This window comes from Paraburkholderia monticola (genome assembly GCF_001580545.1).
Taxonomy (GTDB): Bacteria; Pseudomonadota; Gammaproteobacteria; order Burkholderiales; family Burkholderiaceae; genus Paraburkholderia; species Paraburkholderia monticola.
The window spans coordinates 235,373-250,190 of record NZ_LRBG01000002.1 but is presented as its reverse complement, the minus strand read 5'-3'; the positions used below and the strand labels follow the sequence as shown (position 1 = coordinate 250,190).

At 62.1% G+C, this 14,818-nt stretch carries 14 protein-coding genes; 1 reads left to right on the top strand and 13 read right to left on the bottom strand.

From position 1 onward, the window contains the following. Positions 1–2: 2 nt before the first annotated feature. The 8 genes from CI15_RS03205 to rfbB all read right to left on the bottom strand — a co-directional run bounded on the left by CI15_RS03205 (position 3) and on the right by rfbB (position 9,122). Positions 3–1,982 carry a glycosyltransferase family protein gene (locus tag CI15_RS03205; protein WP_241495790.1) on the bottom strand — a complete coding sequence of 660 codons (1,980 nt, stop codon included), beginning with the start codon at positions 1,980–1,982 and terminating at the stop codon, positions 3–5. Between the two features lie 110 nt (positions 1,983–2,092). Continuing rightward, entirely contained in the window at positions 2,093–3,088 is a 996-nt protein-coding gene (locus CI15_RS03200; RefSeq protein ID WP_062124261.1) for a GDP-L-fucose synthase family protein, read from the bottom strand. 153 nt (positions 3,089–3,241) lie between these two features. After that, a complete protein-coding gene (locus CI15_RS03195) occupies positions 3,242–4,168 on the bottom strand; it encodes a GDP-mannose 4,6-dehydratase (RefSeq protein WP_062124260.1) in 927 nt (308 codons plus the stop codon). Between the two features lie 7 nt (positions 4,169–4,175). Further along, on the bottom strand, positions 4,176–5,216 hold the full coding sequence (gene gmd, locus CI15_RS03190) for a GDP-mannose 4,6-dehydratase (protein ID WP_062124259.1): 1,041 nt from the start codon (positions 5,214–5,216) through the stop codon (positions 4,176–4,178). A gap of 468 nt (positions 5,217–5,684) precedes the next feature. Beyond that, a complete protein-coding gene (gene rfbD / locus CI15_RS03185; protein ID WP_062124258.1) occupies positions 5,685–6,611 on the bottom strand; it encodes a dTDP-4-dehydrorhamnose reductase in 927 nt (308 codons plus the stop codon). A 9-nt stretch (positions 6,612–6,620) separates the two neighbouring features. Next, positions 6,621–7,172: a dTDP-4-dehydrorhamnose 3,5-epimerase gene (gene rfbC / locus CI15_RS03180; protein ID WP_062124257.1), complete on the bottom strand. Its 552-nt coding sequence runs from the start codon at positions 7,170–7,172 to the stop codon at positions 6,621–6,623. Continuing rightward, positions 7,157–8,050: a glucose-1-phosphate thymidylyltransferase RfbA gene (gene rfbA, locus CI15_RS03175; protein ID WP_062124255.1), complete on the bottom strand. Its 894-nt coding sequence runs from the start codon at positions 8,048–8,050 to the stop codon at positions 7,157–7,159. The genes rfbC and rfbA overlap by 16 nt, the downstream gene beginning before the upstream one ends. Before the next feature lie 10 nt (positions 8,051–8,060). Next, positions 8,061–9,122, bottom strand: coding sequence for a dTDP-glucose 4,6-dehydratase (gene rfbB / locus CI15_RS03170; RefSeq protein WP_062124254.1), 1,062 nt, complete (start codon positions 9,120–9,122; stop codon positions 8,061–8,063). 478 nt (positions 9,123–9,600) lie between these two features. On the opposite strand from rfbB, the gene CI15_RS03165 reads away from it, so the two are divergent. Next, positions 9,601–10,473 (top strand): symmetrical bis(5'-nucleosyl)-tetraphosphatase, encoded by an 873-nt coding sequence (locus tag CI15_RS03165; RefSeq protein ID WP_062124253.1) that lies wholly within the window; start codon positions 9,601–9,603, stop codon positions 10,471–10,473. 36 nt (positions 10,474–10,509) lie between these two features. On the opposite strand, the gene CI15_RS03160 is transcribed toward CI15_RS03165, so the two are convergent. The 5 genes from CI15_RS03160 to ruvX form a co-directional block, all read right to left on the bottom strand. Then, entirely contained in the window at positions 10,510–11,367 is an 858-nt protein-coding gene (locus tag CI15_RS03160) for a lysophospholipid acyltransferase family protein (RefSeq protein WP_062124252.1), read from the bottom strand. A 38-nt stretch (positions 11,368–11,405) separates the two neighbouring features. Further along, positions 11,406–12,686 (bottom strand): dihydroorotase, encoded by a 1,281-nt coding sequence (locus CI15_RS03155; protein ID WP_062124250.1) that lies wholly within the window; start codon positions 12,684–12,686, stop codon positions 11,406–11,408. A gap of 71 nt (positions 12,687–12,757) precedes the next feature. Continuing rightward, the gene (locus CI15_RS03150; RefSeq protein WP_008920711.1) at positions 12,758–13,783 is read right to left on the bottom strand and encodes an aspartate carbamoyltransferase catalytic subunit; all 1,026 of its coding nucleotides are present in this window, start codon (positions 13,781–13,783) and stop codon (positions 12,758–12,760) included. 67 nt (positions 13,784–13,850) lie between these two features. Next, positions 13,851–14,390: a bifunctional pyr operon transcriptional regulator/uracil phosphoribosyltransferase PyrR gene (pyrR, locus tag CI15_RS03145; RefSeq protein ID WP_062124249.1), complete on the bottom strand. Its 540-nt coding sequence runs from the start codon at positions 14,388–14,390 to the stop codon at positions 13,851–13,853. Continuing rightward, on the bottom strand, positions 14,377–14,817 hold the full coding sequence (ruvX, locus tag CI15_RS03140; protein WP_062124248.1) for a Holliday junction resolvase RuvX: 441 nt from the start codon (positions 14,815–14,817) through the stop codon (positions 14,377–14,379). The genes pyrR and ruvX overlap by 14 nt, the downstream gene beginning before the upstream one ends. Position 14,818 lies beyond the last annotated feature (1 nt).

The window sequence follows — 14,818 nt, the reverse complement described above, 5'->3', positions numbered from 1 at the left end:
GATCAGCTGGCGCGTTTGACGCGACGGCCGATTTTCGCCCTCAGCAGATTGAGCCGCTCGCCTACGCCCTTCTCACGCAGCGCTTCGATTTGATAAAGCACCCAACGCCGGCTGAGCCGCGAATAAGGAATCGATGCAGGCACGGCGACCACACGCGGCGCGAGCGAAGGCATTTCGCGGAAATAGCCCCGATATACCGTGAACACTTCAGGACAGAAGTCGCCGAGCAGTTCGTTCTCCATTCCCTGATTCCATTTGCCCGTGGGGAACGGCGCCTCGATATCGATGATCACCGTCGACGGGATCTCCTGGTGAATCTTGTGCTCGCCGACCAGGGCAGCGAGCGGCTTGCGATGCAGGTACGGCAGTGCGAGATTCAGATTGGCCGGCAGCGATGCACAGCGGAACATCAGGCGCGCGTAACCGATCGGCGCGTCGTCGCTCAGGAAGCCGAATTCGAACTGTTCGGAGACCGTGTGCACGGTTGCCTTGCCGTTCCTGATGATGGCCGCGGTGGCTGCGCAATGTCGCTGCGGTTCGCGGATCAGACTGCCGGCGAGCGCCTGCACGTGATTCGAGAGAAGGCGTTCGTTCGGAGCGACGAACATCAGGGCGTCTATACCTCGCGCATCATCGATGATTTCCGCGATCACGTTGCCGAGTTTGCGTTCGCCTTTAACGGCTCCGGTGGGGCCGTGATCGAAGAAGTCCAGTTCGAGGACACGCACCGCTGGGGTCGCGCCGGCAAGGCTTTGCGCGATCTCCGTGCGATATTCCCGCGCGTCGACACGATCGATCACGAGCACTGGCTCAAGGTCACGATAATCTTGCGCCGCAATGCTCGATAGATGCGACTGCACAGTCTCCCTCGAAAATTCCGGAACCAGGAAATATGCGCCGACCCTCAGCTTCGCCGTGTCATGGCCCAGCCCCTGGCGTGCAAGCAGGTCTTCCTTGCGTTGTTGATAGCCCTGATATAGATCGCTCAGGTTTCGTACCAGGCTGAACTTTTCACGAAAAATCCGCTGCGCCTTCTCGATCTTCGCGAGAGCAAGCTCAGGATTGGCTTTCGCCCATTCGAGGTGCGCCCGAATGTCTTCACATATTTTGTCGACCGAGCAGCGGCTATCGATATATAGCAATGCATCGCCGAAATACTTCGATGCAAAACGGTTCTCGTCGCAAATCACGAGTGCCCCAGCAGCGACGCTTTCGAAGAGCCGGTTCGACATCAACTCGGACTCCTTGTGAGCCGCCGAAGACAGTACGAGCGAAATGCCTGCCTTCGAAATCTCGTCGATCATCGAGACGCCGTCGAACGGTATCTCCTTCACGTAGCTCTGGTAACCCGCCCACACCTTGACGTTCAGGAAGACAGTCGGACCGTAGATGCGCATCATGCCGGTCTGATCGAGACGCTTCAGAACATCCTGATGGCGAGACTGGCCGCCATTGACGGCCTCCCAGTTGATCCCGACATAAAACAGCTTGTGATCGCCAAGAGAAGGCGGCCGCGCGATCTCGGCGAGAGAGTGATAAAGCTTGAAATGGGCGGGCAGGTGCGTCTGAGCGTTGCGAACCATGCGGGCAACGTGATCGTCGGCCGCTGCAGAACTGCAACTCACAAAATCGTCGTGTGATAGCAGGTTGCGCGAGGTTCGCTGATAACCCCACTCGTGATAGAACTGCATCGGATTCCACAGTGCTACAAACGAGAAAACGTCGTAATTCTTCGGGGTGTCATAGTGGAGATGCAGTACAAAATCGACGATTTGCCTGCTGACCACCGTGTTCGGGTCCTCGAGCAGTGAGCCATCGGCGTTGATCTCGATGCATTCGACGCCTATCGCTGCCGCCGCAATCTTCAGACGCGCGATACACTCGTCTTCGGCTGTCTTCAGCTTCGGCCATAGCTTGACCACAGCGAAGCGGCCGATCAGTCCAGTGGGCAGTTTAAAGTTGTTAGAAATGTTGTCGTTCATGCCCACTCACTTCGGATGCAGATATCTTGCTGAAACGGTCGCAAGCCATCCGACCTGCAACCCGTGTTCCCTAAATCAAAAAATGCCGTGCAACGATCGTTGCGTGCGGACTAGAGCCGACCGTCCTGACCCGACGTCGCGAACAGCTTGAGCAAGTCCTCATATGAGCTTTGCAAGCCTCGGCGCTCGTCGACCTTGGGACGCCACCCGAGTGAAAGGATGCGCGAACTGTCAAGAAGCTTGGCCATCGTACCGTTCGGCTTGGACGTGTCGTACACGATATCGCCCTTGAAACCCACTACCTCTGCAATCATCGTGGCGAGTTCAGCGATGGAGTGATCGAAACCCGGGCCGACGTTATAGAGGTCGTATTGCGTGTCCGCAGCCATCAGGCACTTCATGGCGTCGGCAAGATCATCGACGTGAAGCAGTTCGCGGCGCGGCGTTCCGTCGCCCCACACCACGAACTCCGTCTTGCCCGCCAATTTCGCCTCGTGCGTACGACGCAGGATGCCAGCGACCACGTGGCTATGCTGCGGATGGTAGTTATCACCCGGGCCATACAGATTGGGAGGAATCACCGAGATGAAGTTGCTGCCGTGCTGCTTTCGGTAAGCACGGCACATTTCGATGCCGGCGATCTTGCTGACCGCGTACGCGCGAATGTTCTGATCCAGCGGCCCAGTGAGCAGCGCTTCTTCCTTGATGGGCTGTTCCGCCTTGGTGGGATAAGTGCAATTCGACGCCACGAACACCATTTTCTTCGCGGAAAAGCGATGTGCCGCGTTAATGACGTTGGTTTGCACCATGATGTTGTCGTACAGAAAATCCGCCGGCAACGTCGCGTTTGCGTGGATACCGCCCACCTTCGCACCGATGTGGAAAATCATTTCGGGGCGGTTACGTTCCACCCACTCGAAGACGGCATGTTGGTTACGAAGGTCCAACTCTTGACGCGATGTCAGCAGAAGCTCCGCGTTTTCGTTCGCGAAGCTGCGAACCATCGCGGATCCGAGCATGCCACGGTGACCCGTGATCCACACTTTTCGGCCTGCAAAGAATTGATCAGGTCTTTCTGCAACCAGAGAGTTTTTAGTCTCAGACATTCGACTGCCCATTAAAAAGATTAAGCACCGGCGTGCCGCTCCACGCAGGTGAAATTTACCACGCTTCGCCCTAGCCGATGAACGGCTCCCAGACCAGACAGCCTACGTCACGGCATTCGCGCCGCGCGAGACAGATCGCAAGCAGAGCGTGGCTCACCCGTGCAGCGAAGTCTGCGCCACCATCCCGTCTGCGGCCGCGTCTACGCCTCTTCGTACCATCCACTCGACCGTGTCCGCGAACGCTATGGACATAGTCCCCGGAACCAGCCGGCGCAATTTCGCAGCCGATCCAACCAGTACACTGACTTCGTTGGCTCTCACAAACTGGGAGTTCACGCGAATCTCGAGTTCGTGACCGGACACCTTGCGAACGGTCTCAATGACTTCCTGAAGTGTGTAAGGTCGCTCGCTACAGACATTGACGACTTCGCCGGCCGCGTCCGCTTCGAGCAGCGCGCGGTAGATGTACGCCACTTCACGGACATCCGAAAAGTCACGTGCGACGTCAAGATTGCCGAGCTCAATGAAAGACCGCTTTTGCACGAATGAGGCAACGATCTTCGGCACCAGAAAGCGCTCCGACTGACCGCAGCCGGTGTAGTTGAAGGGGCGCGTGATTATGATGGGCAGACGATCGAACCATGTCCGCACGAGGTGCTCCATGGCCGCCTTGCTCGCACCGTAGTGATTGACCGGTGCGGGCGTCATACTCTCGTCGACGGTGCCTGGTGTATTGCCGTAGACGTTCGCACTGCTGGCGATCACGATCTTCTCCGGCCGATGCCCCGTGTCCGCGCAAGCTTGCAGCAGATTCAACGTACCCATCACATTGACACGGTACATGTCGATCTTGTCGTCATCCGCCACAAAGCTGCTTGCGGCGAGATGGACGATATGGGACGGCCGGACGACGTCGATGACGTGCCGGCACTGCTCCAGCGAGGTGATATCGAGCACGTGTTCGCCCGGCCCCGGATCAGACAGCACGCTACCGCTGACGTCGTACCCAGCGCGCATTAACTCATCACGCAAGTAGGCGCCGGTGAAGCCGCTTATTCCCGTGATGAACGCACTGCGCATGCTCGCCTCAATAGGACTGACCAAGCTTGTTTCTCCGCAGATCGGCTTCCACCATCATTGCGCAGAGACCTTCCAGCGTCGTCTTGGGTTCCCAGCCGAGCTTTTCTTTGGCTCGCGTGGCGTCGCCGATCAGCAGGTCAACTTCCGCCGGGCGATAAAATTTGGGGTTTACCCTCACCAACACCTTGCCACTCGATGCATCGACACCTTCTTCCTTTTCGTCCTTGCCACGCCACTCGATATGGGTGCCGATCGCACGGAAGGCCATCGTCACGAAGTTGCGGACAGTTTCGGTGCGATTGGTCGCCAGCACGAAAGTGTCCGGTTCGTCGACCTGAAGCATGCGCCACATGCCCTCGACGTACTCCTTCGCGAAACCCCAATCGCGCTGCGCATCAAGGTTGCCGAGCTCAAGGACATCGAGTTGGCCAAGTGCAATCTTCGCGACCGAATCCGTGATCTTGCGCGTGACGAATTCACGCCCGCGCAGCGGCGATTCGTGATTGAACAGAATGCCGCTCGTTGCGAAAAGGTCGTACGATTCACGGTAGTTGACGGTCATCCAGTGCGCGTACAACTTGGCCACGCCGTACGGGCTGCGCGGATAGAAAGGCGTGTCTTCTTTCTGCGGAACGGCTTGAACCTTGCCGAACATTTCCGAGGTGGAGGCCTGGTAATAGCGAATAGAACGGTCGGTCAGGCGAATGGCTTCCAGCAGGTTCAGCGCTCCAACCCCGGTGATTTCCGCAGTCGTGGCTGGCTGGTCGAACGAGACCCCGACAAAACTTTGAGCGGCCAGGTTGTACAGTTCGCTCGGCTGGGCCTTTTGTAGCAGGCGCAGCGTAGAACCCAAGTCGGTCAGATCATGCTCGATCAGTTGGAGCTTCGGATGGTTCATGAGGCCGAGTTCTTCCATGCGCCAAAAGTGCACCGAACTCGTACGCCGATACGCGCCGTAGACCTCATAACCTTTTTCAAGCAGCATCTGAGTCAAATATGCCCCGTCCTGCCCTGTGATGCCAGTGACAACTGCGCTCGTCAATTCCATCTCCGATGATGACTTCTCCGCCCCGTGCAACGTGCCCTAACGCGAAGAAAAAGTTAATAAGGCGGGCCGATTATAGCGGATCTCTATTTCGCCCCATCCCTGTGCGCGACGCCTGGCGATGCCCGCAACGTGCGCGTCACGCTAGTGACTCCCCGGCCCGGTAATAATGTACTGAGCTCACTAATTTCTGACTTTTTTACCGCATCGACGTAGTCAGTTAGCTCAGCATGCAAATTGAGCCTTCAATCGAAGGTACCCGAACAAGGATCGCGCGCTGCATCCGGTTAACGGGCCACGCCAAGTCTCGCTAGTTGGCCGATATTGTACCGTTGCCCCCCCTTTCACTACGCTAACAGGCAGCCTGAGTAAATTGGCGAGGCAGCAATCGGCAGATGAGCGGCCGACAAACAACACGTAGCACAAGTTGCCGTATGAATCGCGAGTGTGCGGCGCGCAAACGCCGCGACATCAGGAGCGCAGGGTGGGTGGTTTCGGAAAGCCGTCCGTGAGACAGAGCATCAACGCATCCCGCCAATGCGGCGCGGCGAGACCGAACACGCGCGCCAGTTTGTCGTTCGACATTCTGGAATTGGCTGGGCGCTTCGCCGGCGTCGGGTAATCCGCGGCGGGAATCGGCAGCGTATTCGGCTTGTTCGGCAAGTCTGCGAGCTCGAAAATGGCCGACGCGAAGCCGTGCCACGACGTCGCGCCGCCCGCGCACAGGTGATAAATACCCGAGCGCTCGCTCCACCACTTCGCGCCCTCTTCGGCGGCGAACGCCTGCGCGACCAGATGGGAAGTCAGCGTGGCAATCGTGTTGCACCAGGTCGGCGCGCCGAACTGATCAGCCACCACCTTCAGCTCGGGGCGCTCTGCGCCAAGCCGCAGCATGGTCAGCAGAAAATTCTTGCCACGCGTGCCATACACCCAGCTCGTGCGTAACACGAGATGATTGACGCCGCTCGCCGCGATCGCCTGCTCGCCCGCGAGCTTGCTGCGCCCATAGACGTTCTGGGGGTCGGTCGGATCGTCTTCGACGTACGCGCCTTCCTTCGTGCCGTTGAACACGTAGTCGGTCGAATAGTGGATCAGCGCAGCGCCGAGTTTCTTCGCTTCCTCGGCCAGCACGCCCGGTGCTTCGCCGTTGATGCGCATTGCCAGATCGCGCTCTTCTTCGGCTTTGTCGACCGCGGTATAAGCCGCCGGATTGACGATCAGCGCGGGACGCACCTCGCGCACCACCGCGCGAATCTGATCGAGGTTCGACAGATCGAGCCGCGAGCGATCGACCGCCACCACGTGGCCGAGCCCTTGCAGCGTGCGCGCGAGCTCGTAGCCGACCTGGCCATTGACGCCGGTGACGAGGATGGTCCGTTTCGCCTCGTGTGCGCTCATGCGATCCCCTTATGCGAAGACTTCGGCGTCGGACAGACGCTTGCCTGCCGCGTCCTTGGCGGCGAGCAGCGGCTCGAAGTCGACCGGCCATTCGATCCCGATTGCCGGATCGTTCCAGACGATGCTGCGCTCGTGCTCAGGGAACCAATAATCCGTGGTCTTGTAGAGGAACTGCGCCGACTCCGACAGCACGACGAAGCCGTGCGCGAAACCGGGCGGCACCCACAGCTGCCGATGGTTCTCGACCGACAGCGTGACGCCGACCCACTTGCCGAAGTTCGGCGAACTCTTGCGGATGTCGACGGCCACGTCGAACACTTCGCCCTCGACCACGCGCACGAGCTTGCCCTGCGCATGCTGGATCTGATAGTGCAGACCGCGCAGCACGCCCTTCGCCGAACGCGAGTGGTTGTCCTGCACGAACTCGACGCCCGCCTCGACCTTCTCGGCGAATTCGAGCGTATTGAAGCTTTCGAAGAAGAATCCGCGCGCATCGCCGAACACCTTCGGCTCGATGATCTTGACTTCGGGCAGCGCGGTTGCGGTTACCTGGATGGCCATGCGACGTGATCCGTGAGTATGTTTTGCAGATATTGCCCGTAGGCATTCTTCGCGAGCGGTTTGGCGAGCGCGAGCAGTTGCTCGCCGTCGATCCACTGACGCCGGTACGCGATCTCTTCCGGACACGCAACGACGAGACCCTGGCGCTTTTGCAGCGTCGCGATGAAGGTTGCGGCTTCGATCAGCGAATCGTGCGTGCCGGTGTCGAGCCATGCATAGCCGCGACCCAGGATCTCGACGTTCAGCGCGGCGTTCGCGAGGTAACGCGAGTTGACGTCGGTGATTTCGAGCTCGCCGCGCGCCGACGGCCTGATGTCGGCGGCGATATCGCAGACCTGCTTGTCGTAGAAGTACAGACCCGTGACCGCGTAGTTCGAACGCGGCTTGAGCGGCTTCTCTTCGATCGACAATGCACGGAACTGCTTGTCGAATTCGACCACGCCGTAGCGTTCCGGATCCTGCACGTGATACGCGAAGACGGTGGCGCCGCTGGCCTGATCATTCGCGTGTTCGAGCTGCTTCGCGAGATCGTGACCGTAGAAGATGTTGTCGCCGAGAATCAGCGCCGACGGATCGTTGTTCACGAACTCGCGGCCGATGATGAACGCCTGCGCGAGCCCGTCCGGCGACGGCTGCACCGCGTACTGGATGTTCATACCCCACTGGCTGCCGTCGCCGAGCATGGCTTCGAAGCGCGGCGTGTCCTGCGGCGTGGAGATGATCAGCACGTCGCGAATGCCCGCCACCATCAGCGTGGAGAGCGGGTAGTAGATCATCGGCTTGTCGTACACCGGCAGCAACTGCTTGGAGACGACATGCGTGATCGGATACAGGCGGGTGCCCGAACCGCCCGCGAGAATAATGCCTTTGCGCGCCATTGCCGTGCCTTTACGCGCGCTGCGCGTAGTTGGTCTCGACCCACTTCCGGTATTCGCCCGAAGCGACTTCGTCGACCCATTGCTGGTTGTCGAGATACCACTGGACCGTTTTGGCGAGCCCCGTCTCGAACGTCTCCGCCGGTTTCCAGCCGAGTTCACGCTCGAGCTTGCGGGCGTCGATCGCGTAACGGCGGTCGTGACCCGGACGGTCGGTCACGTAGGTGATCTGGTCGCGATACGAGCCGACCGCCTTCGGACGCTGCTCGTCGAGCAGGTCGCACAGCGTGTGCACGACCTCGAGATTCTTCTTCTCGTTCCAGCCGCCGACGTTGTACGTCTCGCCCGGCGTGCCGCGCACGAGCACTTCACGGATCGCGCTGCAATGATCGCCGACATACAGCCAGTCGCGCACGTTCTGACCGTCGCCGTACACCGGCAGCGGCTTGCCGCCGAGCGCGTTGGCGATCATCAGCGGAATCAGCTTTTCGGGGAACTGGTACGCGCCGTAATTGTTCGAGCAGTTGGTGGTCAGCACCGGCAGCCCATACGTGTGATGGTAGGCGCGCACGAGGTGATCGGAGCCGGCCTTGGTTGCGGAATAGGGGCTATTCGGCGCGTACGGCGTCGTTTCGGAGAACTGCGGATCGGTGGCGGACAGCGAGCCGAACACTTCGTCGGTCGATACGTGCAGGAAGCGGAACGCGGCGCGCTCCGCCTCGCCCAGCGTGTTCCAGTAGCTGCGGGTGGCTTCGAGCAGCGTGAACGTACCGACCACGTTGGTTTGCACGAAATCGGCCGGACCGTGAATCGAGCGATCGACGTGGCTCTCGGCCGCGAAATGCAGCACGGCGCGCGGCTTGTGTTCGGCCAGCAATGCGTCGAGCGCGGCGCTGTCGCAGATATCCGCGCGCACGAAAATGTGCCTGGAATCGCCCTGTAGCGATTTCAACGTACCGAGGTTGCCGGCGTAGGTTAGCTTGTCTACGTTGAGCACTGTTTCGTCGGACGCTTTGAGCCAGTCGAGCACAAAATTGGCGCCGATAAAACCGGCGCCACCCGTTACCAGGATCATGAAATTCCCTTGTAGATGTCAGTGGCGGTCGGAACCGGTGAGCCGACCTGCTCACCATACGTCGTGATTTCCGATTCTGCCGCAGTCCGTCGCCTCCGCTTGTGCGCAACCAAACGCTCGGACGCCAATCTTATGAGGGCCCGATTATAAGGCGCTCCCTCGGAGAAATTGGAGCGCCAACGACCGGAAACAGGGGGACGAGTCCGGCCACCGTACGCTAACGCGCTCACCGCACCTGCGAATAACGGCGAGAACAGACGCATAACTTCGAGGAAAGAGCGCAATCGCCACACGGAAACATCGCGCCGGGCAGTACCCCGGGTCGCCCACACCAGCTGCACGCGCCCGCAATGCGAACGGCTTGCACCACGCGATATCGGAACCCCGAAAAGGTATTATGTCATGCAAATTTGCTGCACCGCCCACCGCGGCACGCGTTGTGCGTGACCGCTGTATCGAATCGCTTCCACTTCGTTTGATGACACCCTCCAACGCCCCCAGCACGTCCGCTCCCCTCGTCCCTCTGGCTTTCGGCGATCTGCAAGGCTGCCGCGAACCGTTTCGGCAACTGCTCGCCAAAGCTGCGCCGCCGGAGGGCACGCCGCTGTGGTTCGCCGGCGATCTGATCAACCGCGGCCCCGACTCGCTCGACACGTTGCGCGACGTGATCGGGTTCGGCGAACGCGCGGTGCCGGTGCTCGGCAATCACGATCTGCATCTGCTGTCGGTATCGGCGGGAATTCGCAAATCGAAGAAGGGCGACACCATCGGGGACATTCTCGCCGCGCCCGATGCCGACGATCTGATCGAGTGGATACGCCACCGGCCGCTCGCGCATTTCGACAACGGCATGCTGATGGTGCATGCGGGCGTGCTGCCGCAATGGGATGTGACGCTCACGCTCGAACTCGCCGACGAATTGCAACGCGCGCTGCGTGCGCCGAACTGGAAAGAAACGCTTGCCGGCCTGTACGGCAACGAACCGAATCGCTGGAAGCCGGGCCTGAAGGGTATCGACCGTCTGCGCGTCACCTGCAGCGCGCTCACGCGCATGCGCTTTTGCACCGCGGATGGCGTCATGGATTTCACGAGCAGCGGCACGCTCGCGTCCACGCCGGGCGGCTGCATGCCATGGTTCGACGTGCCGTCGCGCAAGACCGCCGACGTGACCGTCGTGTTCGGTCATTGGGCCGCGCTCGGTCTGCTGTTGCGCGACAACCTGATCGGCCTCGATTCGGGCTGCGTGTGGGGGGAGAAGCTGTCGGCGGTGCGGCTCGCGCGCAATCCGGCCAAGCGGACGTTGACGCAGGTCGATTGCGATTCGTGCGGCGTGCCGCGCGGAGGGAATTGAAGCGAAGACGGCGACCCTGCCCGACGGCACCGCCGCTCAGGCGGAGCGTCGCGGCTGATCCACGGGCTCGATCAGCGTTTCGGCCGATTCGTTTGCATCGTTCGACGACGCAGCAGCGATAACGTCGCCCTCGTGCGCGAGCGTCCCCGCTACGGCCTTGCCAGTCTGCATGGCCTGCAACGCACCCGCCACCACGTCCTGCGCGCGCGCCGCGAGCACGCGCCGATCCGCGTCCGGCGCGAGCGCCGCGCCAACATAGACGTGCGCGGTCAGCGGACCGCCGCGCAACAGCATGTCGAGCGAATCGGCCAACGAGACGTCGTCGATATACGCGGGAGCCGTCGACTGCCGGCCCTGCGCGTCCTCATACATGATGCATACCGGCTGCACCGGCACACCGGCCGACACCGCCGCCTGGAACATGTTCGCGTGGAACGGCAGCAGCGCGAGCCCGTTCGTGGTCGTGCCTTCGGGGAACACACACATCAGCTCGCCCGCGCCCAGCCGGGCGGCGAGCTCGTGCATGATCCGCTTCGCGTCGCTGCGCTTCTCGCGCTGGATGAACACCGTGTCGAGTTGTTGCGCGAGCCAGCCGACCACCGGCCATTGACGGATCTCCGCCTTCGACACGAACGGCGTTGGCCGCCACGCGTTGATCACGTAGATGTCGATCCACGAAATGTGATTGGCGACCACCAGCGCGCCGCGATCGAGCCGCGCCGCGTCGTTGTGCACGACGAGGCGCATGCCGCACAGACGCAGCATCTTCAGCGACCACGCGCGATTGAGCGCGTGACGCCGTTCGGCGCTCGCGTTCGGAAAGCGCGTCGCGACGGTCCACATGCCGTGCAACAGATGCGCGATGAGACGGACCTTGCGTAACGCGAGCTTCATGGCCGGAGCTTTCCTTGACTGAACCGTAACGACACCGCTCAGCGTTGTTCGTAGGCGAGCTGACCGGACACGATGGTCGCGCGCACCTGCGCCGGCAGTTCGTAGCCGAGGAACGGCGTGTTGTGTCCCTGGCTCTTCAGCGCGCGCGGCTCGACGCGCCAGTGCGCGTGACGGTCGAACACGCAGAGGTCGGCCACGGCGCCGACCTCGATGCGGCCAGCCGCTTCGAGGCCGAGCACCTGGGCCGGCGCCGCCGTGATGCGCTTGAGCGCGGTCGCGAGCGGCACGCCCGCTTCGTCGGCCCACTTCACCGTCAGCGACAGGAACAGCTCGAGGCCGGTGGCACCCGGTGTCGCCTCCGCGAACGGCAGCAGTTTTTCGTCGTCGTCCACCGGCGTGTGCGCCGAGCAGATCGCGTCGATCGTGCCGTCCAGCAGACCCGCGCGAATCGCTTCGCGATCGCGTTGCTGACGCAGCGGCGGATCGAGCCGGAACTGCGCGTCGAAGTAGCCGATGTCGAGGTCGATCAGGTGCACGTGGTTCACGGTGACGTCACACGACACCGGCAGGCCTTCAGCCTTCGCCGCGCGCACGAGCGCCACGCCCGCCGCCGACGACACATGCGAAATGTGCACGCGTGCGCCGGTCACGCGCACGAGTTCGAAGATCGTATGCAGCGCGATGGTCTCAGCCGATACCGGCACCCCCGACAGACCGAGCCGCGACGCCAGCGCCCCGCTTGCGGCGACGCCGCCCTTGCCGAGGTAGGCATCGACGGGACGCAGCCACACGGTGAAGCCGTACGTCTTCGCGTATTGCAGCGCGCGCATCTGGACCTGGGTGTCGACGATCGGCGTATCGGCCTGCGAAAAGCCGATGCAGCCCGCCTCCGTCAGCTGGACCATCTCGGTGATGACCTGCCCTTTGAGACCGACCGTCAGCGCGCCGAGCGGGTACACGTGCGCCTTGTTCAGATTGCGCGCGCGGAACTTCAGCATTTCGACGAGGCCCGGTTCGTCGAGCGTCGGATCGGTGTCCGGCGGACACACGAGGCTCGTCACACCGCCCGCGAGCGCCGCGGCCATTTCCGAGCCGAGCGTCGCCTTGTGCTCGTAACCGGGCTCGCGCAAACGCGCGCACAGGTCGACGAGACCCGGGGCGATCGACAGGCCGCGCGCGTCGATCGTGCGCTCCGCCTGGAAGCCGGCCGGCGCGTTGCCGAGCGCGGCGATCTTGCCCGCCTCGATAAAAATGTCCTGCTGCTGTTCGGTGCCCGCTGCCGGATCGATCAGCGTGCCGCCTTGAATATGAATCTTCATGCGCTGCCTTTGTTAAACCTGTGGTTCAGCCTGTGCGTCGGCTTCCTGATCAGTCGTTGCCTGGTCGTTGCCTAGTCGTTATTACCCGCGACGATCCCCATCACCGCCATGCGCACCGCGATGCCGAACGTGACCTGGTTCAGGATCACCGACTGCGGGCCATCCGCGACCTGCGAGTCGATCTCGACGCCGCGATTCATCGGGCCGGGGTGCATCACGATCGCATCGGGGGCGGCAAGCGCGAGGCGCTCGGGCGTGAGCCCCCAGCTCTTGAAGTACTCCTGCGACGACGGCAGCAGCGCGCCGCTCATGCGTTCGTTCTGCAGGCGCAGCATGATGATCACATCGACGTCCTTCAGGCCTTCGTCGAGGTTGTGGAACACGCGCACGCCCATCTGTTCGAGGCCGCCCGGCAGCAGCGTGCGCGGACCGATCGCGCGCACTTCGGGCACGCCGAGCGTGGTCAGCGCATGAATGTCCGAGCGCGCCACGCGCGAATGCAGGATGTCGCCGACGATCGCCACGCGCAGCTTCGTGAAGTCCTTCTTGTAGTGGCGGATCGTGTACATGTCGAGCAGGCCCTGGGTCGGGTGCGCGTGACGGCCGTCGCCGGCGTTGATCACGTGCACGTGCGGCGCACAGTGCTGCGCGATCAGGAACGGCGCGCCGCTCGACGCATGACGCACGACGAACAGATCCGCGTGCATCGCCGACAGGTTATTGATCGTGTCGAGCAGCGATTCGCCCTTGCTCGTCGACGACGCGTTGATGTTCAGATTCAGCACGTCGGCCGACAGGCGCGTGGCCGCGATCTCGAACGTGGTGCGCGTGCGTGTGGAGTTCTCGAAGAACAGGTTGAACACCGACTTGCCGCGCAACAGCGGCACCTTCTTCACTTCGCGATCGGTCACGCTGACGAACTGGTCGGCGGTCTCGAGAATGTGATTGACGATGGCCTTCGGCAGCCCCTCGATCGACAACAGATGTTTGAGCTCGCCGTTCTTCGTGAGCTGCGGGTTGCCCTTCAGGAAGCCGTAGCGGAAGCGCTCGGATGCGCTGGCGGAGGAGTCCTGCGGGGCCTGGGTGGCGGTGTTCATGATGTACCTGCTTCAAATACGGACTGACTGCAACGTGATCGGGATCGGAGCGCCGCTCGGGCGCATGTCAATCGACGCGTGCTTCAGTGTGAAAAGAGAACCGCTGGCCGCCCGCGCCGTCGTCTTCATGGTCCAGCACGAGCGTCGCGTTGGCCGGCACGTCGACCACGCCGCCGACGAAGCGTGCCGCCACCGGCAACTCGCGTCCGCCCCGATCGGCCAGCACCGCGAGTTCGACCGAGGCCGGCCGGCCATAGTCGTACAGCTCGTTCACCGCCGCGCGAATCGTGCGGCCGGTGTAGAGCACGTCGTCGACCAGCACGATGCGGCGGCCGTCGACCGCGAACGGCAGCGAGGTAGGGCTCGCCTGCGCGTGGAGCCCTTTTTTCGCGTAGTCGTCGCGATGCAGCGCGACGTTCACCACGCCGAAGCTCGCGAGCTTCAGGTCGTGCGCGAGCCGCTCGGCGAGCCATGCCCCGCCGCTATGGATACCGGCCAGCACCGCCGCTTCGCCACCGTCTTGCGCGGCCGCGAGCTGGTCGCCGTACGCCGCGCGAATCTGGTCGAGCAACGCGCGATACAGCGCTTCGGCGTCAATGGAACTCATGATCGTCGGAAAGTCCGTCAAGATATTGCTGGAGGATGACGCTCGCGGCTTCGGCATCGAGCATGTCGGTGCGGGTGTTGCCGGCGCGGATTTGCGCCTCGGCCTCGACCGACGAGTAGCGCTCGTCGACCCACGTGACCGGCAGATTGAAGCGGCCGTTCAGCTGATTGCCGAAGCGCTTCGCGAGCTGCGTGCGTTCGTGCGGCGTGCCGTCGGGGTGCATGGGCAAGCCGACCACCAGCGCATCGGGCTTCCATTCGGCGATCAGCTTGCCGAGCGCTTCGAAGCGGTATTCCTTGCTGCGGTTCCGCACGACGACGAGCGGCTGCGCACGACGCGTCAGCGAATTGCCGACCGCCACGCCGATGCGTTTCACGCCGTAGTCGAACGCAAGCAGCGTCGCCTCACGTCCGGCCGGCAGACTCATG

Excerpts from the sequence above, each read along its gene's own strand:
- rfbD (WP_062124258.1), bottom strand. The coding sequence starts at position 6,611 with ATGAGCGCACACGAGGCGAAACGGACCATCCTCGTCACCGGCGTCAAT.
- CI15_RS03195 (WP_062124260.1), bottom strand. The coding sequence starts at position 4,168 with ATGCGCAGTGCGTTCATCACGGGAATAAGCGGCTTCACCGGCGCCTAC.
- CI15_RS03160 (WP_062124252.1), bottom strand. The coding sequence starts at position 11,367 with ATGAAGCTCGCGTTACGCAAGGTCCGTCTCATCGCGCATCTGTTGCAC.
- pyrR (WP_062124249.1), bottom strand. The coding sequence starts at position 14,390 with ATGAGTTCCATTGACGCCGAAGCGCTGTATCGCGCGTTGCTCGACCAG.
- rfbC (WP_062124257.1), bottom strand. The coding sequence starts at position 7,172 with ATGGCCATCCAGGTAACCGCAACCGCGCTGCCCGAAGTCAAGATCATC.
- gmd (WP_062124259.1), bottom strand. The coding sequence starts at position 5,216 with ATGGAATTGACGAGCGCAGTTGTCACTGGCATCACAGGGCAGGACGGG.
- CI15_RS03165 (WP_062124253.1), top strand. The coding sequence starts at position 9,601 with ATGACACCCTCCAACGCCCCCAGCACGTCCGCTCCCCTCGTCCCTCTG.
- rfbB (WP_062124254.1), bottom strand. The coding sequence starts at position 9,122 with ATGATCCTGGTAACGGGTGGCGCCGGTTTTATCGGCGCCAATTTTGTG.
- CI15_RS03200 (WP_062124261.1), bottom strand. The coding sequence starts at position 3,088 with ATGTCTGAGACTAAAAACTCTCTGGTTGCAGAAAGACCTGATCAATTC.
- rfbA (WP_062124255.1), bottom strand. The coding sequence starts at position 8,050 with ATGGCGCGCAAAGGCATTATTCTCGCGGGCGGTTCGGGCACCCGCCTG.
- CI15_RS03150 (WP_008920711.1), bottom strand. The coding sequence starts at position 13,783 with ATGAACACCGCCACCCAGGCCCCGCAGGACTCCTCCGCCAGCGCATCC.
- ruvX (WP_062124248.1), bottom strand. The coding sequence starts at position 14,817 with ATGAGTCTGCCGGCCGGACGTGAGGCGACGCTGCTTGCGTTCGACTAC.
- CI15_RS03155 (WP_062124250.1), bottom strand. The coding sequence starts at position 12,686 with ATGAAGATTCATATTCAAGGCGGCACGCTGATCGATCCGGCAGCGGGC.
- CI15_RS03205 (WP_241495790.1), bottom strand. The coding sequence starts at position 1,982 with ATGAACGACAACATTTCTAACAACTTTAAACTGCCCACTGGACTGATC.